25 protein-coding genes are annotated in these 23204 nt (G+C 41.2%); 16 read left to right on the top strand and 9 right to left on the bottom strand.

The annotated features are described in order from the left end of the window. Positions 1-357: 357 nt before the first annotated feature. A complete protein-coding gene (locus ACW6QP_RS06655; RefSeq protein ID WP_457910077.1) occupies positions 358-942 on the bottom strand; it encodes a hypothetical protein in 585 nt (194 codons plus the stop codon). 103 nt (positions 943-1045) lie between these two features. Between ACW6QP_RS06655 and ACW6QP_RS06650 the strand changes: the two genes are divergently transcribed. Then, positions 1046-1660 (top strand): MarC family protein, encoded by a 615-nt coding sequence (locus ACW6QP_RS06650; protein WP_457910076.1) that lies wholly within the window; start codon positions 1046-1048, stop codon positions 1658-1660. Between the two features lie 33 nt (positions 1661-1693). On the opposite strand, the gene ACW6QP_RS06645 is transcribed toward ACW6QP_RS06650, so the two are convergent. Beyond that, positions 1694-2092 carry a hypothetical protein gene (locus ACW6QP_RS06645; protein WP_457910075.1) on the bottom strand — a complete coding sequence of 133 codons (399 nt, stop codon included), beginning with the start codon at positions 2090-2092 and terminating at the stop codon, positions 1694-1696. 114 nt (positions 2093-2206) lie between these two features. Between ACW6QP_RS06645 and ACW6QP_RS06640 the strand changes: the two genes are divergently transcribed. The 3 genes from ACW6QP_RS06640 to ACW6QP_RS06630 all read left to right on the top strand — a co-directional run bounded on the left by ACW6QP_RS06640 (position 2207) and on the right by ACW6QP_RS06630 (position 4550). Next, positions 2207-2647 (top strand): Lrp/AsnC family transcriptional regulator, encoded by a 441-nt coding sequence (locus ACW6QP_RS06640; protein WP_457910074.1) that lies wholly within the window; start codon positions 2207-2209, stop codon positions 2645-2647. Between the two features lie 170 nt (positions 2648-2817). Beyond that, positions 2818-3015: a DUF1328 domain-containing protein gene (locus ACW6QP_RS06635; RefSeq protein WP_457910073.1), complete on the top strand. Its 198-nt coding sequence runs from the start codon at positions 2818-2820 to the stop codon at positions 3013-3015. 95 nt (positions 3016-3110) lie between these two features. Further along, the gene (locus ACW6QP_RS06630; RefSeq protein ID WP_457910072.1) at positions 3111-4550 is read left to right on the top strand and encodes a hypothetical protein; all 1440 of its coding nucleotides are present in this window, start codon (positions 3111-3113) and stop codon (positions 4548-4550) included. A 96-nt stretch (positions 4551-4646) separates the two neighbouring features. Here ACW6QP_RS06630 and ACW6QP_RS06625 read toward each other — a convergent pair whose 3' ends face one another. The 6 genes from ACW6QP_RS06625 to ACW6QP_RS06600 all read right to left on the bottom strand — a co-directional run bounded on the left by ACW6QP_RS06625 (position 4647) and on the right by ACW6QP_RS06600 (position 9914). Beyond that, positions 4647-5393 carry a DUF6733 family protein gene (locus ACW6QP_RS06625; RefSeq protein WP_457910071.1) on the bottom strand — a complete coding sequence of 249 codons (747 nt, stop codon included), beginning with the start codon at positions 5391-5393 and terminating at the stop codon, positions 4647-4649. A gap of 63 nt (positions 5394-5456) precedes the next feature. After that, on the bottom strand, positions 5457-6695 hold the full coding sequence (locus tag ACW6QP_RS06620; RefSeq protein ID WP_457910070.1) for an ammonium transporter: 1239 nt from the start codon (positions 6693-6695) through the stop codon (positions 5457-5459). Positions 6696-6724: 29 nt separating this feature from the next. Beyond that, entirely contained in the window at positions 6725-7063 is a 339-nt protein-coding gene (locus tag ACW6QP_RS06615) for a P-II family nitrogen regulator (RefSeq protein ID WP_457910069.1), read from the bottom strand. 348 nt (positions 7064-7411) lie between these two features. Next, positions 7412-8443 (bottom strand): SRPBCC family protein, encoded by a 1032-nt coding sequence (locus tag ACW6QP_RS06610; RefSeq protein ID WP_457910068.1) that lies wholly within the window; start codon positions 8441-8443, stop codon positions 7412-7414. 50 nt (positions 8444-8493) lie between these two features. Beyond that, on the bottom strand, positions 8494-8682 hold the full coding sequence (locus ACW6QP_RS06605; protein ID WP_457910067.1) for a hypothetical protein: 189 nt from the start codon (positions 8680-8682) through the stop codon (positions 8494-8496). Positions 8683-8846: 164 nt separating this feature from the next. Continuing rightward, entirely contained in the window at positions 8847-9914 is a 1068-nt protein-coding gene (locus ACW6QP_RS06600; protein WP_457910066.1) for a branched-chain amino acid aminotransferase, read from the bottom strand. 105 nt (positions 9915-10019) lie between these two features. Between ACW6QP_RS06600 and ACW6QP_RS06595 the strand changes: the two genes are divergently transcribed. From ACW6QP_RS06595 to ACW6QP_RS06550, 10 genes are all read left to right on the top strand, one after another. Then, positions 10020-10523: a DUF4920 domain-containing protein gene (locus ACW6QP_RS06595; protein ID WP_457910065.1), complete on the top strand. Its 504-nt coding sequence runs from the start codon at positions 10020-10022 to the stop codon at positions 10521-10523. A gap of 2 nt (positions 10524-10525) precedes the next feature. After that, entirely contained in the window at positions 10526-11200 is a 675-nt protein-coding gene (gene mnmD / locus ACW6QP_RS06590; protein ID WP_457910064.1) for a tRNA (5-methylaminomethyl-2-thiouridine)(34)-methyltransferase MnmD, read from the top strand. Positions 11201-11272: 72 nt separating this feature from the next. Next, positions 11273-12178, top strand: coding sequence for a TIGR01777 family oxidoreductase (locus ACW6QP_RS06585; protein ID WP_457910063.1), 906 nt, complete (start codon positions 11273-11275; stop codon positions 12176-12178). A 121-nt stretch (positions 12179-12299) separates the two neighbouring features. After that, on the top strand, positions 12300-12878 hold the full coding sequence (locus ACW6QP_RS06580) for a nucleotide exchange factor GrpE (RefSeq protein ID WP_457910062.1): 579 nt from the start codon (positions 12300-12302) through the stop codon (positions 12876-12878). A gap of 28 nt (positions 12879-12906) precedes the next feature. Then, positions 12907-14028 carry a molecular chaperone DnaJ gene (gene dnaJ, locus ACW6QP_RS06575; RefSeq protein ID WP_457910061.1) on the top strand — a complete coding sequence of 374 codons (1122 nt, stop codon included), beginning with the start codon at positions 12907-12909 and terminating at the stop codon, positions 14026-14028. A 290-nt stretch (positions 14029-14318) separates the two neighbouring features. After that, positions 14319-15248, top strand: coding sequence for an ABC transporter ATP-binding protein (locus ACW6QP_RS06570; protein ID WP_457910060.1), 930 nt, complete (start codon positions 14319-14321; stop codon positions 15246-15248). Next, the gene (locus tag ACW6QP_RS06565) at positions 15241-16533 is read left to right on the top strand and encodes an ABC transporter permease (protein WP_457910059.1); all 1293 of its coding nucleotides are present in this window, start codon (positions 15241-15243) and stop codon (positions 16531-16533) included. Before ACW6QP_RS06570 ends, ACW6QP_RS06565 begins: the two co-directional genes overlap by 8 nt. 3 nt (positions 16534-16536) lie before the next feature. Next, positions 16537-17442, top strand: coding sequence for a mechanosensitive ion channel family protein (locus ACW6QP_RS06560; protein WP_457910058.1), 906 nt, complete (start codon positions 16537-16539; stop codon positions 17440-17442). Continuing rightward, on the top strand, positions 17439-18344 hold the full coding sequence (locus ACW6QP_RS06555) for a DUF6268 family outer membrane beta-barrel protein (RefSeq protein ID WP_457910057.1): 906 nt from the start codon (positions 17439-17441) through the stop codon (positions 18342-18344). The genes ACW6QP_RS06560 and ACW6QP_RS06555 overlap by 4 nt, the downstream gene beginning before the upstream one ends. A gap of 3 nt (positions 18345-18347) precedes the next feature. Then, a complete protein-coding gene (locus ACW6QP_RS06550) occupies positions 18348-19514 on the top strand; it encodes a sigma-54-dependent transcriptional regulator (protein WP_457910056.1) in 1167 nt (388 codons plus the stop codon). Positions 19515-19517: 3 nt separating this feature from the next. Here ACW6QP_RS06550 and ACW6QP_RS06545 read toward each other — a convergent pair whose 3' ends face one another. Continuing rightward, complete coding sequence (locus tag ACW6QP_RS06545; protein ID WP_457910055.1) at positions 19518-20114, bottom strand: hypothetical protein; 597 nt, start codon at positions 20112-20114, stop codon at positions 19518-19520. Positions 20115-20290: 176 nt separating this feature from the next. On the opposite strand from ACW6QP_RS06545, the gene ACW6QP_RS06540 reads away from it, so the two are divergent. Then, the gene (locus tag ACW6QP_RS06540; protein ID WP_457910054.1) at positions 20291-21712 is read left to right on the top strand and encodes a M20/M25/M40 family metallo-hydrolase; all 1422 of its coding nucleotides are present in this window, start codon (positions 20291-20293) and stop codon (positions 21710-21712) included. Between the two features lie 120 nt (positions 21713-21832). Beyond that, positions 21833-23194 (top strand): MATE family efflux transporter, encoded by a 1362-nt coding sequence (locus ACW6QP_RS06535; protein WP_457910053.1) that lies wholly within the window; start codon positions 21833-21835, stop codon positions 23192-23194. The last annotated feature ends 10 nt before the right edge of the window (positions 23195-23204 follow it).

Here is a 23204-nt window from a genome sequence, read left to right as displayed (position 1 = left end):
GAAAGCCCTTAAATAGATTCCAAAGAGCGCAGCGCCTTTGGAATGTTCGAAGTCGCACTCTGTCTTTCAAAATAATGCTGTACGCAATGATTCCAAAGAGCGAAGCGACTTTCAAATTCTTTGTCAAATCAGTCAGGTGAATTCTATAGAGCGAAGCGACTATAGAATTTTTCAAGAAGAGATTTTCCGGTATTTTTATATAGACCGAAGCGACCCTGGAATGTTCAGATTCAAATTCTGTCTTTCAGGAAAATGCCTTGCAAAATGATTCCAAAAAGCAAGTCGCCCTTTGAATTTTCGATTTTCAAGCAGAAACTCCTTCAAAAGACTTATTAATTTGACCCAATCCCCGCTTAATTACTTCTGCCAATCATCATCTTCCTCATCGTCATCTTCTTCCTCATCCTCGTCTTCGTAATTATCGGCATCATCGAATTCAAAATTAAAGTCGAAGTCCTCTTCTTCATCATCTTCGAAGATAAATCCGTCGAAAGGAATATCCTCATCGGGGTCTTCGTCATCGTAATTAATCCCCGGCGGATTGAACAAACCCCAGCGATCAACTATATAATCCCACTGGTCAAAACCTTTTACCCATTCAGCGAACAGGACGCGGAACTCTTCTATAGTATTGCGTAAAAGAATAAGGTATTCGTCATCGTTAAAATCATCATTCGCAAAAAACTGATTGCAGGATACATAGATATCCCGGGCGCTTTTTCTAATTATGGCTGCGTTTTCCATTTTAATATCGTAGAGGCCGCCACCTTCAGCTCCGGCTATCTTTGGTGCTAATTTATAGGCATCTTCCATCATAAAACCTCCGGTGCTTTGTAAATACTCATCATCTTCGGGAATGAGACTTTGAATTCGCTCTACGATTTCCAGTATTTCCAGAGCTTTTTGATACAGAGGCATTTTCTCTAATTCTTCACGATACATAGCTGCCAAATTTTTTAAAAAATTATTGCCACAAGCCAAAATTCAAATTAGTTTTGCGGCTTGTTAAATTTACGGTTAACTTCGCCTTACCAGTTATAAAGCTATGGAAAATATCGGATTATTCGCCTTTGCCGTGTTCACCGCATTTTTTGCGCTGAATAACCCCCTGGGCAATATTCCCATTTTTCTAAGTTTGACCCGGCAGGCCAACAGGGAACGCAAGAAGCATATTTCCAAAAAAGCGACCTTTACGGCTTTTATAATCGTTACCGGTTTTATTCTAATCGGGAAGTATATTTTCCAATTATTTGGTCTTACCATACCGGCCTTTAAGATAACCGGGGGCATCCTGGTATTCTTTGTAGGTTTTGAAATGATAAGAAACCAGGAGTCAAGTATAGATAACCAAACCGATATCGACTTTCACGAAGGGATTTCCATTTCTCCTCTAGCAATTCCAATTCTCGCAGGGCCCGGGACCATAGTTACTGCTATGAACTATGTGACTACAGCCAGTTATTTGGATATGGGAATTATTATTCTAATGTTTGGGTTGATGATGATCTTAAATCACCTAAGCTTTCTTTCCAGTGATTTTCTCGTGAAATTTATAGGGCAGAATAAGATTGTGGTGATTGAAAAGATAATGGGTCTTATCATCGCGATTATCGGAACCAATATGCTTATTGAAGGGATTAGACTGGGCTTCGATATCTAGTAGGAGAGAGGAGAAACTCCCGAAACTAAGGTGTTATTTAGAAAGTTTAAACCAATCGGCAACCATCCTGTCGAACTGACTTATTTCCTTTCTCAAAAGATTTACGAATTCAACTTCTTTTACTCCTGAAAATTCCAGATTACTGCATTGTTTTTTGAGCTTTTCAGCGGCTTTTCTTATTTGCCTTATGCGTTGCAGGCGTGAAGCCGAATTCGAAGCTGAAGCAGCCGAAGCAATTCCCGGTGCCAGTTGAAGCGAATCGGCAATAAGGTTTCCTGCAAACCTCTCCCTGGGCCGGGCAGAGTACGAAAGTTCCATGATATTTTTATCTTCGGAAAAATAGGCGGCCACAGCCCTAGAAATTTTAAAAATCTCCAATGCTTTTCTGTAAATAGGAAGGTGATATGAATTATTTGGAAATGCCCCTTGCATGGCCTCAATTTTTGTTTTAAAATTACTTCAAAATCGGCATACTAAACTTTTAGAATTTAAGTCTGAGAAAAATTTGCTTTACATTTGAAGTATAATTACTCTTAAAACTTTAAAATGAAAGTAGATGAAATAAATTGGTCTATCCTGGAGCAACTTCAGCAAAATGCCCGAAAATCATTTTCTGAAATAGGGAGGGAAGTGGGGCTTAGTTCCCCTGCCGTGGCCGAGCGCGTGAAAAAGATGGAAGATGCGGGGATTATCAAAGCTTATTATACCGAACTTTCTTATCATAAAACCGGGCATCAGCTCAAAGCCATAATTACCCTGCGGGCTTTTATGGGAAGATTGAAACCTTTTCTCGATAAGGTTACCGGCTTTGATGAGGTGCTAAATTGTTATCGAATTACAGGAAATGAAAATATTATTATGGAGGTGGTTTTAAAAGATCAGCTTCATCTTGCCGAATTCATAGACAGGCTTATCACCTATGGAGAAATAAAAACTCACATCATCCTGTCGAATGTCATAGAACGCTCGCCGGTTAAAAAGCCTTAAAGCATTTTATTTTTCTTAAAATTATTTTTGTTAAAATTAACCGGAAGCAGCGCCATTATTAACATTGTGTTTTCCTGAATTCAGGCTTTAGTTAAATGTGGTCTAATTGATAATTTTTTAGGAATTGTAACACTGCTTTGTAGCTATCTTTGTCTCAAAGAATTTTAGTTATGAAAAAGTATAGTTTATTATTCCTTTTGATGGCCTTACTAACCGGCCTTGTTGGATTCACCGGACTTAATTTTTCCGGGATTGAAGTTGTGAGAGTGATGTTTCTAATCTTTGCCGATTTGCTTTTGGTGTCATTATTAGCTCGAATGTTTTTTCCAGAGCCCAAAATGAAATTACAGCGGGTTAAAAAGAATTAACCACTTCCATATATTTGAGGAAAAAGCCCTTGTTCCATTTTGGAAAAGGGCTTTTTCTTTGGGTTTTCTTATCTTTAATTCAAGAATCTCCTGCTATGAACTATAGAGTGTACCTTCCTCTTTTAATTTTATTGTGTTTTTCATTACATCTTCCGGCCCAGGAGATGCGATTGCTTAAGGGAAAAACTACCGATTTTATCCCGGTACAGGACTCTTTGAGTTCGAGCTTTGCCCTTTATCTTCCTACCGATTTCGACCTGGCTGAAACCTGGCCGGTACTCATTGTATTTGATCCGCAGGGAAGAGGACACGGGGCCGCCCAACAATTAAGAAGTATTGCGGAAGACCAGGGCTACCTCGTAGTGGCTTCAAATGATAATTTATTAGAGAGTGCTTTGCAGGAACAGTTAACTTCAACTACCAGACTGTTCAGAAGGGTTTTGGGTACTTTGCCGGTAGATACCAACCAAATATATACAGCTGGCCTGGCCGAAGGTGGAATTTTGGCTTCTGCAGTGCCCCTTATCTACGATAATTTAGCCGGCGTACTTGCCATTGGCGATGCCTGGATAAATCCCGATGTTTTAAAAAAGAACAGAAGATTTATGTTTAATGGTCTTGCCGGAAGGCAGGGTCTTTCATACCTGAATTTTCCCGAAATTCGGCAGTATTTTGACAAAGCCAAACATCCAACCGAAATCAATTTTTATGAAGGTAATGACAGGGAATGGCCTGCAAACTTAGATTTATATGCTGCCGTTAGCGGATTTACCTTGCAGGCGATGCGCGAAGGCTTCCGGGAAACAGATACTGCTTTGGTGTCGAAAATGTTTCAGCAGGAAATAGAATTAAGCGAACGTTTAAGGCGCAGAGGTCGGCTTTTTGATGCTGTTCAAAAACTGGAGCAGTTGCAGGATAAGTATGAAGGCTTCCCCGTTCAGATTGATTTAAGGCAAAGAATACGTGATCTCACAGATTCAAATTTCAGAAGTCAGCGAAGGGAATATAATCGCAATGAAAACCTGGAATTGGAAAAGAGAGAAGAATATCAATACTACCTGGAAACCGACCTTATTACCAGCAATTTTGAGAATATAGGTTGGTGGGTAAATGAGATGGAAGAGCTCGAAAAAATGCAGGAAAATGCCAATCCTTTTCGGTCTAATGTCGGGCACAGGTTAGAAGCATATCTAAAGCTTGCTACCAGAGATTACTACAATCAAATTATGGAGACCGATGCTAATATAGACATGAAGGTCTACACGGCAGTTCTAAGAACTGTGCTGGATAACAACGATCCCGAAGCTTATTTGAAAATTATAGAAATCGCGGGTGGAGACGGGGATATGGAAACCGCTATGCTGTATCTCGAAGATCTGTTGAAAACCGGTTTTTCAGATATGGAAAAATTGTATAAAATGGAGGGGATGCTCGATCTCAAATTTAGCCGGGAGTATAATGCCTTGATTAAGAAATACCTGGGAAAGTCAAAATATTACGATGAAGCTACCCCTGAAGCGGAAGTGGTAAATTAAATTTTCTGAAACCAACACCTCCGGCGGGACGGTTGGACTTAAGGAAGCCGGAGGCTGATTTCATTATCAGTATTTTTTGATTAATAGCTTCAGAAATTATAGGGAAACATAGAAGCTTAATTTATAGAAGTCATTGGGAGAAAACCTGCTGTCCTCATCGGCAAGGTTCCCGCCGAAAGAGAATCGTAGCCCCGCATTTCCTTTTTGAAATTGCAAGTAAGGTCCCAACCAAACATAACCATCGGCACGTTCCAGATCTGAACCTCCATTGGTTTCTCCTCCCGAGAGATACAATTCTTCAAAATGCCCTCCCAACGAAAAGAAATTGGAGAATTTATAACCCAGGTTAGCCCAGTAATGCACATAATTATTTGTGGCCTGCCCGGCTTGAGTATTGTTAGAAAGTGCGGCATAATACCCGAAATAGAATTCTCCTTCTAAAGCTTCAGAATCATAATTTAGGGTAAGGTTAGGCACAATTCCATCTCCAATAATCCCTTCCTGAGCGGCACCGCTTGAAAGCAGGCTTCCCATCGTAAAACCCAAACTTGGGTTGATATCGAAATTGCCCAGACTCTTGTTGTATCCAATCCCGAACTCGGTCCATTGCCCCCAGGCCGATCCCGTACCGGCACCCCATTGAATTCCATAAACTGTAAAAGCATCGGTTTCGGTAAATTGATAGGCCAGGCTCATCATTGGGTTAAAACCAAAAAAGGCATCGTGATTAAGGCTTAGATCGGCGCTTATCCTTTCAAAAGGCGGCTCTTGCTGAGCTAATGAATTTTGGCTGCATAGCAGTGATCCAAAGAAGAAAACCAGTAGTGTTTGTTTTTTAAACATAATTAAAAATTTAGTGGTTAAAAGTGTTTAGGCGTGTGGTTTTGTTATTTGGATTTTAAAATATTATCGGTTGGCTGTACCAAATTCGGCATAGGCATCCATCCCGTGTTCGTGAACATCGAGGCCTTCGGTTTCTTCTCTTTCTTCCATTCGAAGCCCCATAGTAGATTTAATGATGTACAGTAAAATAAATGCTGAAACACAGCAAAAAGCGCCTACAACTCCAATGCCGGTAAGTTGTGCGAGAAATTGATCCAGCCCGGCCAGGCTTCCGAAGATGCCAACGGCCAGGGTACCCCAAATTCCGCAGGCAAGATGAACCGCCACGGCACCAACGGGATCATCGAGTTTAAGCCGGTCTACCATTGCAACCCCAAATACGATTACCGCCCCGGCTACTAAACCTATAAGCACCGCATCTAAGGGGCTCATCACATCGGCACCTGCAGTAATGCCTACCAGGCCGCCAAGTATGCCGTTTAGAAACATGGTAAGGTCATAATTTTTATAGGTGAAAGTTGAAACCAGGAAGGCTGAAATCCCTCCTGAAGCGGCTGCAAGACAGGTGGTAACCAGTGTTATTGAGGTTAGCGATGGATCGGCCGAAAGTACCGAACCTCCGTTGAAACCAAACCAGCCCAGCCAGAGAATAAAAACCCCTGCAGTAGCCAGTGGAATATTATGCCCGGGAATGGCGTGCGATGTTCCGTCTTCTCCAAATTTCCCCAGGCGTGCCCCCAGTAAATAAATGGCGATCAAAGCTGCCCAACCACCAACCGAATGAACGATGGTAGAACCTGCGAAATCGTAGAAGCCCAGCTCATCCAGGAATCCGCCGCCCCATTTCCAGGAGCCAACTATAGGGTAAACCAGGGTGATATAAATTACCGAGAAAAGCATAAAACTACCCAGCTTAATTCGTTCGGCTACCGCCCCCGAGACGATAGTGGCCGCAGTCGCAGCAAACATCCCCTGGAATAAAAAGTCGGTCCAGTAGGTATAGCCTTCATTATAGGCAAGGTCTAAAGAACCATTGGCTATGGGTGCCTCCAGGCCAAATAATCCCAGGAAATAATCGGGGATCACTCCGGCGAAAAAAGATTCGGGGTACATTAGGTTGAAACCTAATAGACTGTAAAACAATAGCCCGGCACAAATGATAAATACATTTTTGAAAAGAATATTAATCGCGTTTTTTTGACGGGTGAGTCCCACTTCCAGAAGCGAGAATCCCAAATGCATAAAGAATACCAGGGCGGTACACAACATCATCCAAACATTATTTGTAGTAAGTAATTCCATAAACAGAAAATTTTGAGTGGTAATAAATTTTAGGAAAGAGCCTCTTTTCCTTTTTCTTTGGTGCGAATGCGATAGGTTTGTTCAACCGGGGAGACGAAAATTTTACCATCTCCCACCGCGCCGGTATAGGCGGCCTCCAGAATAGTCTCAACGGTTCGCTCTACATTTTCATCTGATACGACCAGCGAAATCTTCCGCCTTTGAATATCGGTCGTGCTATAGGAAACCCCCCGATATACATGGCCTTGCTTCTCATTGCCTACACCCGTTACGTCCCAATAACTAAAAAAATTCACCTCGGTTTGATGCAGGGCTTTTTTTACTTCGTCGAATCTCGACTTTCTAATAATTGCTTCTATTTTTTTCATAAAAACTATATTTTCCAACTGGTGTAAATGTATAAAATTATAGATATACCCATAAATAAATAGGGGTATCAGGGTAATTAATACGAATAATTAAAAATAAACCCCTAAATTTTTAGTGGTGCATTTTTAAATTAGTGTTTTTTGAGAGGTTTTTAAAATTTTTGGGTTTGATGAAGCGGTTTTAAGAGGAGAGTGACCTAAAAAACCCAAAAAATTGTAAGAAAAGGACTTCTAATACAGCAGAAAAGGAAAAACAACAGAGCAATTAGATGTACATAGAGGGGCAAAACAAAAAAGCCATCACAAAATGCGATGGCTTCCAGAGATGTTTTTTGAGCTTAGATTTTCTTATTCTACCGGGATGTAAAGGTGAGTAATCCATTTGGCCGGATTTACTTCCTGATCTGCATTATTTAATAATACCTCGAAAGGCCGGCTATCTTCAGCTGCCCGAATATCGTTTTCATTCATATAGCTATAGGCGGTTTCCCAGGCTTCTTCAATATTTTTATAGTCACCTTTCAGGCTTACCCTTAAGGCTCTTTGGTTGGGCATATAAGCATTTAAAATCTCGCTATCTCTGGGAGTGATAACTTCAGCAGCGGTGAAAATTCCGGCCGAGAAAATTGCTGTGCCTGCATTGCTGTTTATCTCATTATATAGAATAAAGGGATTTCCGCTTTTTTCGATATTGTTTTCCTCCATAAAACGCTCGACATCTTCCAGCATGGTATTGGCTTTTTCCCGCACCTGGATTCTCCTGGTCGCCGTAGTAGTGTACATATAATATCCCCCGCCGTGCTGGGTAATCCCATCTACAGTAATACTGTAAACTTCCATTTTTCGGGTAACAGAATTGCCAAGTTGCTCCAGGCCCTGCCTAAATTTAGGTCTCAACATTTCAGTGATGCTTCCATCCATAAAGCTAAACGCAAGTTTTTCCATAAAGCTTTGTTTGCCTTTCATTTCCCAGCTTACCCGGGTGCTATCTTCCATTTCTTCGAAACGCCAGTGTACATCGCTAACCGATTCTCCAAAGGGGGTCTTAAAAATCAATTTTTGATCTATTTCCGAAAATGGTTTTGAAGCTATGGTTTGAATTTCGCCATCCCCGCTGTCTTCACTTTTCCAGGAATAGGAAGCGCCTTCTCCCGAGGTTTTTTCGGCGTACTCTACGATCATATCTTCACTATCCTCAGACCAGGGTTCCCAATTTTCCCAGTTTTTTAATTCATCAACTTCTTTAAAAACCAATTCCCGGGGAGCATTAATCATTTCTGTCTCCTTAATATGATAGTTTCCATCTTTGGTGGCTATATATATAGAACCGGCAATTATGATGATAAGCAGTAAAAAGAATAGATACTTAAAAATTTTCATGGGTTATTAGGTTGGTTGTAAGGCTAAATTATGAAATATCTTACAGCAATTTATCGTTGAAGCCAGGATTTGATAAAAAACAACAGGATGATAAAGGCGATAAAGCCTAATAACACAAAAAGGCTTCCGCGATAATATTTACGATGAAGTTTTAAATCTTTGCGATAGGCGAAAATCATAACCCCGATAAAGCTTACCAGAAAGATTCCTGCAAAAATGAGTTGTCCCGTGCTGAACATTTTTTATTTGTTTTAAGCAAAGTTACATTTTAAGCCTTAAATCGGGCCATTTAAACAGCTCATAAAGATTAATTTTCATAGGCCGTGTAAATCCTATAACAACAAAAAGCCCGAAACAGGTTCAGGCTTTTTGATGTTTTAATGGGTTTTCCCTAAGGAGGAAATTATTTAACCTCGTATCTCCAGCCAAATTTATCTTCGGCCTGATTGTATTGAATTTTCATTAGTTTGTCTTTGAAAAATTTGGCATAAGAATCTTCCAGTTTAGGAAGTTCAAATTTTTCGTTTTTGAAACCAAACCCCGAAATAGGGTTGATTACCGTAGCGGTTCCCGAACCAAAAATTTCCTTTAGTTCCCCGGCTCGTGCTGCTTCGACCACTTCCATCACACTTACCCTGCGAATTTCTATAGGAATATTGAATTCTTCAGCCAGCGTAATCACGCTTTTTCGGGTTACGCCATCCAGAATACGATCGTTGGTAGGGGCAGTGATTAATTTGTCTCCAATCCTGAAGAAAATATTCATAGTACCGGCTTCTTCCAGGTATTCGTGGGTTTTTGCATCGGTCCATATTATTTGCTGGAAACCTTCTTCTTTGGCCAGATTTGTTGGGTAGAACTGCGCGGCATAGTTTCCTGCCGCTTTGGCAAAACCAACCCCGCCATCGGCAGCGCGGCTGTATTTTTCTGAAAACTGAACTCTAACCTCCCCGCTGTAATAAGCCTGGGCGGGAGAACAAATAATCATAAATTTATATTCTTTAGAAGGGTTTGCCGAGACACATTCTTCAGTAGCAATTACAAAGGGCCTTATGTAAAGCGAATTTCCAAACCCGGCTTTGATCCAGTCTTTATCGAGTTTAAGCAATTCTTCAAGCCCGGCGAAGAAATATTCTTCAGGAATTTCGGGAATGGCGAGTCTTTTACTCGATTTGTTGATTCTTCGGAAGTTCTCATCGGGTCGAAAAAGAAAAATTCGGTCTTCTTCATCTTTGTAGGCTTTCATTCCTTCGAAAACAGCCTGGCCGTAATGAAAAACTTTTGCTGAAGGCATTAATTGCAACGGGCCGTAAGGCTGAATTTTAGGAGCCTGCCATTCCCCGTTTTTATAGTCACACACCATCATATGATCTGAAAAGACTTCTCCAAAAACAAGTTTGTCGAAGTTTACCGAATTGATTTTTGAAGTTTCTGCTTTCTGGATCGTAAGGCTGGAAGTGTCAAATTTCATTGTATGAGTTTTATTGAACAAATTTACCCATTAAATGGGAGATTCAAAATCTAAAGTTTTGGTAAATTTGACTTTTTTAAAGACTTAACCCAAAATACTAACAATATGAAATATCTTCTGGCATTCCTTTTTCTAAGTTCTGTTATAGCCTGTAAAAATTCTTCTGAAAAGTCTGAGACCGAAATCGCTTCCGTGAATCAGGAAGTGAAGTATGAAAAATTTGGCGATGAAATTCAGGCTGCCAATGCACTTTCTGTTGAAGCTTTAAATGAAAAATACGAGAATCTGCAGCCCGGCGATACGCTTCAGCTTAAATTTGCCGGAAAGGTAAACAGTGTTTGTAAGATGAAGGGTTGCTGGATGAAGCTTGACCTGCCCGGCGACGAGGAAGTAAGGGTGACTTTTAAGGATTACGGCTTCTTTGTGCCGAAGGATATAGAAGACAGAGAAGTAATCGTAGAAGGAAAAGCGTTCTTGAAGGAAATTTCAGTAGAAGATCAAAAGCATTTTGCTGAAGATGAAGGCAAATCTGAAGAGGAAATCGCGGCTATTACCCAGGCTCAATTAATAAAAAGTTTTGAGGCTCACGGGCTGCTGCTAAAAGATTAAGATTGGAAAGAAAGATCATTATTACCGGCGATGGCTCGGTAAGCATACATATACCTGAGTGGAATGAACAATATCATTCCAAACACGGCGCAATTCAGGAAGCCCTGCACGTTTTTATAGAAATGGGTTTAAACCGGGTACTGGAGACCTCGCGAAAAACTGAAGTTTCAATTCTGGAAATCGGGTTTGGCACCGGGCTTAATGCTTTTATTACCTACCTCGAAGCCGCCGAAAAAAATCTTACAATACACTATACCGGGGTAGAGGCTTATCCTGTAACTTCAAAAGAGATTGCTGCCCTTAATTATGCTGAAGCCTTAAATGCTCAAAGTTCGGCCGGTGTTTTGACCGAAATGCATAGTGTAGCCTGGGAGTCTTTTTCTTCGATTGCTCCCTTTTTCGAATTAAAAAAGCAGCAGAAGAAATTTCACGCAATAAATGATATTGAAACTTACGATCTTATTTATTTCGATGCCTTTGGCGCCCGGGTACAACCCGAGCTTTGGACAGAGGAGATCTTTAGTTTGATGTATGCGGCCTTAAAGCCCGGCGGAATACTCGTAACCTATGCCGCTAAAGGCAGTGTGAGAAGAGCTCTGCAGAAGGTTAATTTTTTCGTTGAAAGGCTTCCCGGGCCTCCGAATAAACGCGAAATGTTAAGAGCTACAAAAAATTAGCGGCTATGGCTGTTAAACCTCTAATAAAGGGCTAGCTGCCTTGGCCTGCAGTAATTACCTTGTAAATAAAAAATGCGAGTATTAATTACAGGAGCCACCGGTTTGGTAGGTAGTAAAATAGTAGAGCTTTGCCGGGACAAAGGCATAGAGGTACACTACCTTACGACCAGTAAAGATAAAATCGAAAACAAGCCCGATTATAAAGGTTTTTACTGGAACCCAGATAAAGACCAGATAGATCCCGCCGCCTTTAATGAGGTAGATACGATAATTCATCTTGCCGGCACCAGCATAGCACAGCGCTGGACCCCCGATAAGAAAAAAGAAATTCTCAACAGCCGAATTCAAACGGCCAAATTGCTATTTAAAAATTTGCAGGAAGACCAGGGCCAGGTAAAGCAATTTATCTCGGCCAGTGCTATTGGAATTTACCCCAGCTCGTTGGAGAAATTATATTCTGAAGCCGATAATGGAGTAGACGATTCATTTGTAGGAGAGGTGGTAGTAAAATGGGAAGAAGCCGCCGATGAATTCGAGGACCTGGGTCTCAAGGTTTCAAAAGTAAGAATAGGTCTTGTACTCGCTGAAGATGGCGGGATGCTGGAAAAATTAAAGGAACCCGTAGCCTTTAATGTGGGCGCACCCCTTGGCAGCGGTAATCAATGGCAAAGCTGGATACATATAGAAGATTTAGCCCGCATATTTTTACACCTGCTTCAAAATAAACTGGAGGGCACTTATAACGCGGTAGCTCCCAATCCTGTGACCAATAAAGAACTGGTAAGAGAAGTTGCCTCGCAAATGGGGAAACCGGTCTGGCTGCCGCCTATACCGGGTTTCGCTTTAAAACTGGCCCTGGGAGAAATGGCGCATTTGCTTTTGTCAAGTCAGTTGGTGAGTTCAAATAAAATTGAAAAAACCGGTTTTGTCTTCAAATATGTAAACCTGCCCAAAGCCTTAGACAAGCTTATAGCTTAAATTTTATGGTTTTTAAACTTTTTGTTTATTTCGCGCTTCCGGAATTTAAAATGACATTTTGACACCGGGAACAGCTTGGCAATACTTTTGCCCAAAATGAGCCAGATTAAACGTCGATAAAATGAGCAAAAAGAAAAAGCATATAGATAAGGAACAGGATACTCCTGTTAAAGATCAGGTTGAAGAGGTGATAGATGAAGCGATAAATGATGTGGAGTCTGAGTCTAAAGAAGATTCAGGTGAAGGACAATCTGAGACAGAAAAAATTTCCGAAGAACTTCAGAAGGAAAAAGATAAATTTTTAAGGCTCTTCGCCGAATTCGAAAACTATAAGAAACGTACTTCCAAAGAACGACTTGAGTTATTTAAAACTGCCAACCAGGAAGTAATGTCAGCTTTATTGCCGGTGCTTGACGATTTTGACAGAGCACTCAATGAGATTAAAAAATCGGGCGACAAGGATATGCTTAAGGGAGTAGAGTTAATTCACAATAAATTTAGAGAAACCCTGCGTAGCAAAGGCCTGGAGGTGGTAGAGGTAAAGGAAGGCGATAATTTCGATGCCGAAATTCACGAGGCCATCACTCAAATCCCTGCGCCTAACGATAAGCTTAAAGGCAAGATAGTTGATGTGGTAGAGCGCGGATACAAACTTGGGGAACGAATTATTCGCTATCCAAAGGTAGTAACCGGCAAGTAGAAAGCTTTTAGAATTCTAAAAAAACGAGATGAAAGAAGATTATTACGACATACTGGGATTAAGCAAGAACGCTTCAACGGCTGAAATTAAAAAGGCATACCGAAAGAAAGCTATCGAGTATCACCCCGATAAGAATCCGGGTGACACTAAGGCTGAAGAGATGTTTAAAAAGGCGGCTGAAGCTTATGAGGTGCTGAGTAATGAAGACAAACGTGCCCGTTATGATCGTTTTGGTCACCAGGCCTTTGAAGGTGGCGGCGGCTTTGGCGGCGGCGGTATGAATATGGATGATATCTTTAGCCAGTTTGGAGATATTTTCGGCGGTGGCTTTGGCGGCGGCGGATTTTCTGGTTTTGGTGGTGGTTTTGGCGGCGGAAGACGTCGTGCTAAAGGAAGTAATTTGCGCATTCGCGTGAGCCTTACTTTGGAAGAAATTGCCAACGGAGTTGAAAAGAAAATCAAGGTAAAGCGTAAAATTCAGGCCCCGGGGACCACTTATAAAACCTGTTCGGCCTGTAATGGTACCGGCCAGGTAACCCGAATTACCAATACCATCTTAGGAAGAATGCAAACGGCTTCTCCCTGTGGTACCTGTGCCGGAAGCGGTAAAATTATAGATAATCGTCCACCTGAAGCCGATGCTCAGGGGCTTGTGATGAAGGAGGAAACCGTTTCTATTAAAATTCCGGCGGGAGTTGAAGATGGAATGCAGCTTAAGGTAGCCGGAAAAGGAAACGACGCCCCCGGGGATGGTATTCCCGGAGATCTCCTGGTCGCCATCGAAGAAAAAAATCATCCCAGCCTGCAAAGGGAAGGCGATAATTTACATTACGACCTCTATATAAGTTATTCTGAAGCGGTTTTGGGCACTTCCCGTGAAATCGATACGGTTAGCGGCAAGGTGCGTATCAAGATCGATGAAGGTGTGCAAAGCGGAAAAATTCTGAGACTTCGCGGTAAAGGAATCAGCAATCTTAACGGATATGGAAAGGGTGATCTCCTGGTTCATGTGAATGTTTGGACACCTAAAACCTTAAATAAAGAACAACGCGAATTTTTCGAGAAGATGGCTAATGACGAGAATTTCCAGCCAAACCCCGAAAAAAGCGATAAGTCATTTTTTGAAAAAGTTAAAGATATGTTTTCTTAAAAGCTGTCTTTTAAGAAAAAATTTATATATTTGATTATCACTAAGTCAATTAGTGATAATTTTTCTTTTTCATAGCAATTTTTTTCCCATCCTTAATTCCCATTAAGGGTGGGTTTTGTGTTTTTAGAACCCGCCCTGGGTTATAAAATCTTCTTAATTCAAATATTTTCCACCGCTATTTCGATATATTTACTTTATAAGATTAAGTTGAGATTAAGCCCGGGTAATGATCGGGTGTTCCAAACGCTATTCTTCCGGCTTAGTCTAAGCTAAACTTAACCAGCTTTTTTATGGATAATCTTTTGGTTGCAGAACAGGTCTCTAAACGCTTTGGGGATTTTACTGCACTCAATAATGTTTCGATTAAAATTCCCAGGGGCAGTATTTTTGGTTTACTGGGGCCTAATGGTGCCGGCAAAACCACCCTGCTGCGTATCATCAACCAAATCACAATGCCCGACCAAGGCCGGGTTTTGCTGGAAGGCCGTCCCCTTCATCCTGATGATATTCGCCATATTGGGTATTTGCCTGAAGAACGTGGTCTTTACAAATCTATGAAAGTAGGTGAGCAGGCGCTGTATCTCGCCCGGCTAAAAGGCTTATCTAAGGCAGAGGCCAAAAAGGAATTGGAATACTGGTTTGAGAAACTCGAAATGATGCCCTGGTGGAATAAAAAGATCCAGGAGCTATCTAAGGGAATGGCACAAAAAGTTCAGTTTGTGATAACTGTGCTTCATAAGCCTAAATTGTTGATTTTCGATGAACCTTTTAGCGGATTTGACCCCGTTAATGCCGGGATCATTAAAAAAGAGATCCTTCAGCTTAAAGAAAAAGGAGCCACCATACTTTTTTCTACTCACAGAATGGAGAGCGTTGAGGAGCTTTGCGATTATATGGCGCTCATTCATAAATCCAATAAATTGCTGGATGGTAAAGTAGCCGATATTAAAAGGCAGTATAAAGCCAATACTTACGAAATAGGGATCGATGTTCCCGATGAAGCTGTTTTTTTAAATGAACTTCAGGAAAAATATGAGCTGAAAAAAGCAAAATTCAAGAGCATTAATCCCGATGTGAAATTTCGGGTAAAACTTCAGCAAGATGTTTCTTCGAATGAGTTGTTACAATATTTGATTCAGAAAGGAAGGGTGAACCATTTTGAAGAAGTGATTCCCAGCGTAAACGATATTTTTATTAAAACCGTGACCCGTAATGCGTAATCTTAAATTAATTATACATCGGGAATATTTGGCCAGGGTTAGAAACCGCACCTTTATCGTGATGACTTTTCTTAGCCCCGTAATCCTGGCTGCAATGTTCGTTTTAATAGCTTACCTAAGTATGCTGAATAGCAGCGAACAAAAAATCATCGGGATTTATGATGAAACCGGTTTGTTTCTGGAGGAATTTAAGGATACAGAACAGGTGCAGTATCTTAATTTTTCGGGGAGTGAGCTTGAAAAGGCAAAAAACACCGTTAGGGATCAGGAGTATTTTGGGCTTATTTATATTCCGAAGAGAGAACCTGAAGGGGTTGGTACCATTCAATTCTTCGGAAATGATGCTCCCGGCCTGGGTACGGTGCAGGCCATAGAAAAAACCATCTCCCAGCGGCTTACCCATTTGGAGCTGATTGAACGTGGCGTAGATGTAGACGAATTGGAAAGCAGCAGGCAAAAGGCCAGTGTACAAATTCAGAATTTTTCGGGGCAGGAAACCTCAAAAATCAATACCTATATAAAGATGTTTTTTGGAGGTATAGCCGGCTATTTGCTTATGATGTTCATCATTATTTATGGCAATATGGTGATGCGCAGTGTGATTGAAGAGAAAACCAATCGTATTATAGAAATTATAGTATCGTCGGTTAAACCCCTGCATTTAATGCTGGGAAAGGTTTTAGGGACATCGCTGGCCGGGCTTACTCAGTTTAGCATTTGGGTAATCCTGGGGTTACTACTTATTTATGTAGGAGCGATGAGTTTTAATATAGACCTAGCTGCGGTAGAACAAAACCAAAGTCAAAATCTTGAGCAATTTTCAAATCCTGAATTTGCCAATCTCTTTACCGACATATTTAATTTGCCGATTTTTAGTCTGCTCATCTTTTTTCTCATCTATTTCCTGCTGGGCTATTTTCTATATTCAGCCATTTATGCAGCTATTGGTGCGGCCGTAGACAGCGAGACCGATACCCAACAATTTATGTTTCCGGTAATTTTACCCTTAATGTTAGGAATATATGTAGGTTTTTTCTCGGTAATCGAAAATCCGCATGGTAGTGTGTCTACTATTTTTTCAATGATCCCCTTTACCTCGCCTATAGTTATGCTTATGCGTATACCCTTTGGAGTGCCCTGGTGGGAGTTAACCATTTCATTATCGCTTTTGATTCTAACTAATTTCCTGGTGGTGTGGATTGCCGCTAAAATTTACCGGGTAGGGATTTTAATGTATGGTAAAAAACCCAGCTATAAAGAACTCTATAAATGGCTTAAATATTAATTTATGCAGGAAGATACCGGTGAAAAAATTGTTGAGGTTTTAGAGGAAAATATCTGGGTGCATATTCAGAATTTCTGGAATTTTTCTCTACATAGTTATGAGATTGGCGGGAAGCCGGTGTCTATTACTATTGGCTTGATCTTACTGGTGGTTTTTGCCTTTATTTTCACCAGTATCATCCTTAGGTTAATTCGTGGTTTTATCACCAGTAAGCTGGGAGAAAGTGATAAATTAAAGTTTGTTTCAATCTTTAAATTTATCAAGTATATAGTCTATGTTGCTGTTATACTAATAACCCTTAGTTCGGCAGGTATAGATATTACCATACTTTTAACAGCTTCTGCAGCTTTATTTGTAGGTATAGGTTTAGCTTTACAGGAGTTATTTCAGGATATCATTGGTGGTATTTTTATAATTATAGACAAGTCTTTGCTGGTTGGTGATATTATCGAAATGGATGGCCGGGTAGGAAGGGTTTTTGAAATCAAACTGCGAACTACGAGGGCACTCACCCGGGATGATAAAGTGATGATCATTCCCAACCATAAATTTATTAGCGATGTTATCTTTAATTACACGCAAAACCATACCACCACCCGCGAATTTGTAAGGGTAGGGGTAGCTTATGGGAGTGAAACCAAAAAAGTTGAAAAGCTTATGCTGGAATGTACAACTGAAATTAAAAGCATTTTAAAGAGTCCAAAGCCTTTCGTGTTATTTGAAGACTTTGGCGATTCGGCATTGATTTTTTCAGTGCATTTTTATGTGACCGATAGTTTTGTAGACCCTAAAATTAAGAGTGATTTAAGATTTAAAATAGATCAAAAATTCAGAGAAAATAATATTACGATCCCATTTCCACAGCGGGATGTACATTTTTACCCAACCACAAATCAACCTGGATTATGAAAAAAAACCTCTGTTTGGTGTTGATGATTCTTCTGGGAATCTCTTTTGAAGCCAAGTCCCAATCGGCAGATCTGGCGAGAATAGAATATACCTATTTCCCGCAAACCGATTCTGATAATTCCTTTAGAAGATTTCGCACCTTCGTGAATTTCCCCATTAAACTAAATGATAAGGACGCCTATTTGGTGCCGGGAATCGAATATCGCAATGTGAATTTTAAATACAACGACATAGAGCCTTTTCAAACTCAAAACCTGGACAGGTTTCAGTCTTTTTCTGCCAATCTCGGATACACTTTTAAGATGAGTGAATACTGGAGGTTTGGAACCGAATTTGGTGTGAGGGCAGCTTCCAATTTTTCTTCGGAAGAATTAATTAATGACGACCTTATCTATACCGGCTCTGTTTATTTTATAAAAATCAAGGAAGATGAACGGTATATTGAACCCTGGCGACTTATTTTAGGACTAAATTATTCTACCACCACCGGGTTTCCCTTTCCATTACCTATTATTAATTATTACAAACGCTTTGATCAAAACTGGTCGTACACCGTGGGAACCCCCAAATCGAATCTGAAATACTATTTTAATGATAAACACTCTATGCAGGCTTTTGTAACCCTGGATGGATTTTTTGCCAATATTCAGGAGAATTTTAATCCGCATCCGATGACCCGCCCAAATAGCGACAATCTGGCCGAGAGTATTTCAATGACTATTTTATTAAGTGGATTAGGTTATGAATATCGTTTTACCGATCATATCGCGTTCTATTCTTATGCGGGCTGGACGATTTTAAATGATATTAGACTGCGGGATAGCAACCTGGATGATGTTTATACAATTAATGAAACCAATACTTTTTATGCCCGTGGAGGCTTAAAATTTACAATCCTATAAATTATGCCTAGAATTCTTTTAATAGAAGATGAAGCTTCTATAAGGCGCGTGCTGGTTAAAATTCTAACTGAAGAAAGCGAAAACTATCAGGTAGAAGAAGCCGCCGACGGCCTTGAAGGAGTGGAAAAAATAAAAGACGAAGATTTCGATCTGGTACTTTGTGATATTAAAATGCCTAAGATGGATGGCGTAGAAGTGCTTGAAGCCATCAAAAAAATTAAGCCCGAAGTGCCCGTGGTGATGATCTCGGGTCACGGCGATCTCGATACGGCCGTGAATACGATGAAACTCGGAGCCTTCGATTATATCTCAAAACCGCCAGATTTAAACCGCCTGCTTAATACAGTGCGAAATGCACTGGACCGTAAAGAACTGGTAACCGAAAATACCCGTTTAAAAAAGAAGGTAGGCAAGAATTATCAAATGATTGGGGATAGTGCAGGTATAAAACGCATTAAAGATTTGATCGAAAAAGTAGCTCCTACCGATGCCCGCGTGCTAATTACCGGCCCCAACGGAACCGGGAAAGAACTCGTAGCCCACTGGCTGCATCAAAAAAGCGACCGCTCCAAGGGGCCAATGATAGAGGTGAACTGTGCAGCAATTCCGTCAGAGCTTATTGAAAGTGAACTGTTTGGTCACGTAAAAGGTGCGTTTACTTCGGCTAATAAAGACAGGGCCGGTAAGTTTGAAGCCGCCAACGGCGGAACCATTTTCCTTGATGAGATTGGAGATATGAGCCTTTCGGCCCAGGCCAAGGTTTTAAGGGCGCTTCAGGAGAATAAAATTTCAAGGGTAGGAAGCGATAAGGACATTAAAGTTAATGTGAGGGTAATTGCCGCCACCAATAAGGATCTTCAAAAGGAAATAGAAGATAAAAAATTCAGGGAAGACCTTTATCACAGGCTGGCCGTAATTCTAATCGAGGTACCGCCATTAAATGAGCGCCGGGAAGATATCCCACTTTTAGTGGAGTATTTCGCTGAAAAAATTTCTGAAGAACAGGGGAGCAACACCAAAAATTTCACCGACTCGGCCATTAAGAAATTACAGGAACTCGACTGGCCTGGGAATATTCGTGAACTGCGAAATGTGGTAGAACGCCTTATTATCCTGGGCGGTAGTGAAGTAACAGAAGAAGATGTACAATTATTTGCCAGTAAATTCTAGCAGCTAATTTTCCTTAGGCGGCGGCGTGTATCTTAAAAAATACATGGTGTCGCCACTGGGATGTTGCCATTCGTGAAAAAGATCAAAACCAAATCTTTGATATACCACGGCATTTTTGCGCATTCGGGTTTCAGCATATAGCGGAATCTGATATAATTTTGCACGGCGGTAAAACTCATCTTTCATCTCCTTGCCCACCTGAGTGTCGGCACCACGTGAATCTTTCAAAATTCCCCAAAACCAGCAGTAGAGATATTCCCCTTCTTTAGGACGCTGGTCTTTTAAATATTTCTGATTTTTTAAAATTCCCAAGGCATTTTTTATCCCGGTTACATTCCAAACCAGTTTTAATTGAGTCCACAGCTCTTTCCAAATCTGGTTGTCTTGGCGGCTGGTTTTAAACAGGATGGCGATTCCCTTTCGGTTTTCAGAAATGATCAAAGCATCTTTCTCAATGGCTTTTTCGACCATATGAGTGGCCAGATATCGAAACCGGCGATCTTCATTTTTGCCTTTTTTTACCACCTCTAACGAAGAAGGAATTTCCTTTAGTAAAGTGGTTACCTTCTCAATAATCTCCTGCTTTTCTGCTTCTTTCAAACTGCTAAGAATTTGGCGCAAGATAGGAATTTTTCAGGTTTTGGAATAGCTTTTGGTTCAGAGGATGTCGAGAACTAATTCTTCAAAATATCAAAATTTGCTGCGGAAATGCCTTGCTTCCAAAAGAATAATTATTTTCGTGCCGCAAGCTGGTTTATTAAAAATTTCACTGTCTTATGAAAAAGATCATTTCAGTATTACTTTTTATCCTTTTTTCCATTTCCATAAATGCACAGATGTCTGAAGCTGCTTCAGACTCCCTTATGCTTCGTAAGGTTTATGATATGTCTTTGCTCAACGGAAAGTCTTATGATTGGCTGGAACATTTGTCGAATAAAATTGGCGGAAGACTTTCAGGTTCAGTAAATGCTCAAAAGGCGGTAGACTATACTAAAAAAGAGCTAGAAACACTTGGCCTGGATAAGGTTTGGTTGCAGCCGGTTATGGTCCCAAAATGGACCCGCGGGCCCAGGGAACACGCCTTTATACAAACTGGGCCGGGAATGACTACTGAAGTAAATATTGCCGCACTTGGCGGCTCTGTAGCTACCCCCGAGGGGGGGCTTAAAGCACAGGTGATAGAAGTTCAGGGTCTGGAACAGCTCGAAGAATATGGCAGGGAGCAAATTGAAGGAAAAATTGTATTCTATAATCGCCCTATGCGTCCCGATCTTATTCATACTTTTGAAGCCTATGGAGGCTGCGTAGACCAGCGTTATTCGGGGGCTGAAGCCGCTGCCAAATATGGGGCAGCCGGGGTAATCGTGAGATCTTTAAGCCATAAAATCGATAAATATCCGCATACAGGTTCGATGAGTTATGGGAATTTGCCCGACTCTAAAAAAATTCCTGCGGCAGCCATAAGTACCAAAGATGCAGAGTTTCTTAGCGGAATGCTAAAACTTAGAAAAGATCTTGATTTCTATTTCAAGCTAAGCTCCAAAAATCACGGTGAAGTTGAATCCTATAATGTGATTGGAGAGATAACCGGCAGCGAATTTCCCGGTGAGATCATAGTGGTTGGCGGGCATTTGGATTCCTGGGATTTAGGTGACGGTGCTCACGATGACGGTGCCGGCGTTGTACAATCTATGGAAGTTCTTAGGCTGTTTAAAGAATTGAACTATAAACCTAAAAGAACTATTAGGGTGGTGCTCTTTATGAATGAAGAAAACGGACTTCGCGGCGGGAACAAATATGCCGAAGTAGCCAGGCAGAAAAACGAAAATCACATTTTTGCTTTGGAGAGCGATGCGGGAGGCTTCACTCCCCGCGGATTCTCTTTCGAAGCCGATGAAGCTCAATTTGCCCAAATTCAATCCTGGCAGTCGCTGTTTAAGCCTTACCTCATTCATTATTTCGAATTGGGAGGCAGCGGTGCCGATATAGGCCCCCTTCGGGGTGGTGACCTGGTTTTGGCCGGGCTAAGACCCGATTCCCAGCGGTATTTCGACCATCATCACGCCGCTACCGATACTTTTGATGCGGTTAATAAACGCGAACTCGAACTCGGCGCTGCCACGATGACCTCCCTCATCTTTCTCGTAGATAAATATGGAATCAAACAAATTTCAACCAGCCAGCAAACCAAATTATAGTATAAACTAAAAACCGGAATTTTTTGTTCCGGTTTTTTATTTTTATGCACTGAAATTAAATCCTATTAAACTCCCAAAGCCTTTAAAAGCTCTTATATTTGCAGGCTCAAATTTAAGCAAGTGCAATTACAGGCCTACACCAAAGAATTCGGGAAAAACCTTCATATCGCCTTTCCGGTGATGCTGGGCCAACTGGGCCATGTAATGGTAGGCCTGGTAGATAACCTAATGATTGGAAGGTTGGGCGCCGCGCCCCTGGCGGCGGTTTCCCTTGGTAACAGCCTGGTATTTATAGCCCTTTCGTTAGGCATAGGTTTTTCATTTGCTATAACTCCCTTAATCGCCGAAGCCGATGGAGAAGGCAATCTGGAAAAAGGCAGAAGCTATTTTCATCACGGCCTCATTCTGTGCACGATTAACGGGATTTTGCTGTTCATTGCCTTACTGGTGGCCAAACCGGTGTTAAATTATATGGACCAACCTCCCGAGGTGGTTGCTTTGGCGATCCCATACCTGGAGATTGTGGCTTTTTCTATGATTCCGCTAATGGCTTTCCAGGCGTACAAACAATTTGCCGATGGACTTTCTCAAACCAAATATGCGATGTATGCCACTTTACTGGCTAACCTGGTGAATATTTTATTCAATTATTTATTGATCTATGGAATTTGGATCTTCCCCCGACTTGAGCTTCAGGGAGCGGCAATAGGCACCTTGTTATCCCGCTTTTTTATGCTTTGGTTCGTTTGGGAAATTTTACGCCGTAGAAAAAAATTTGCAGCCTATTTTGAATGGAGCCGAAAGGAAATCCTGAAAACTCCAATTTTCAGGCGACTGTTGTCCCTGGGCTTTCCCACTGCGCTACAAATGTTGTTTGAAGTTGCCATTTTTACTGCCACTGTATTCCTGGCGGGAACATTGGGTACCAATCCGCAGGCGGCTAATCAAATTGCTCTTAACCTGGCCTCGATGACTTTTATGATCGCCGTTGGCCTTGGAGTTACTGCCACGATTAGGGTAGGGAATCAAAAAGGCTTAAGACACTTCAAAGACCTACGCCGAATAGCGATGTCTACATTTTTGTTGGTTTTTCTTATCGAAGCGGTTTTTGCCGTGATGTTTATTGCCTTTAAAGATTATTTGCCCGGTTTTTACCTGGACGATGTTGAAGTGATTTTTCTTGCCTCGCAGTTGTTGATCGTAGCCGCACTTTTCCAGCTAAGCGACGGGCTTCAGGTGGTGATTTTAGGTGCCTTAAGAGGTTTGCAGGATGTAAAAATTCCAACGCTTATCTGTTTTATTTCCTATTGGATTATCGGGTTCCCGGTTTCCTGGTATTATGGCAAAGAAGAGCAATTAGGCAGTATGGGCATTTGGTTGGGATTGCTGGCGGGGCTTACGGCTTCAGCATTAATGTTGTATCTTCGGTTTAATTATTTAAGCAAAAAACTAATTGAAAATAAAGCCCCTGTGGCGGTTTAAAATCAAAAAT

This window comes from Salegentibacter haimaensis (assembly GCF_054121495.1).
This window is presented reverse-complemented; position numbering and strand designations above follow the sequence as displayed.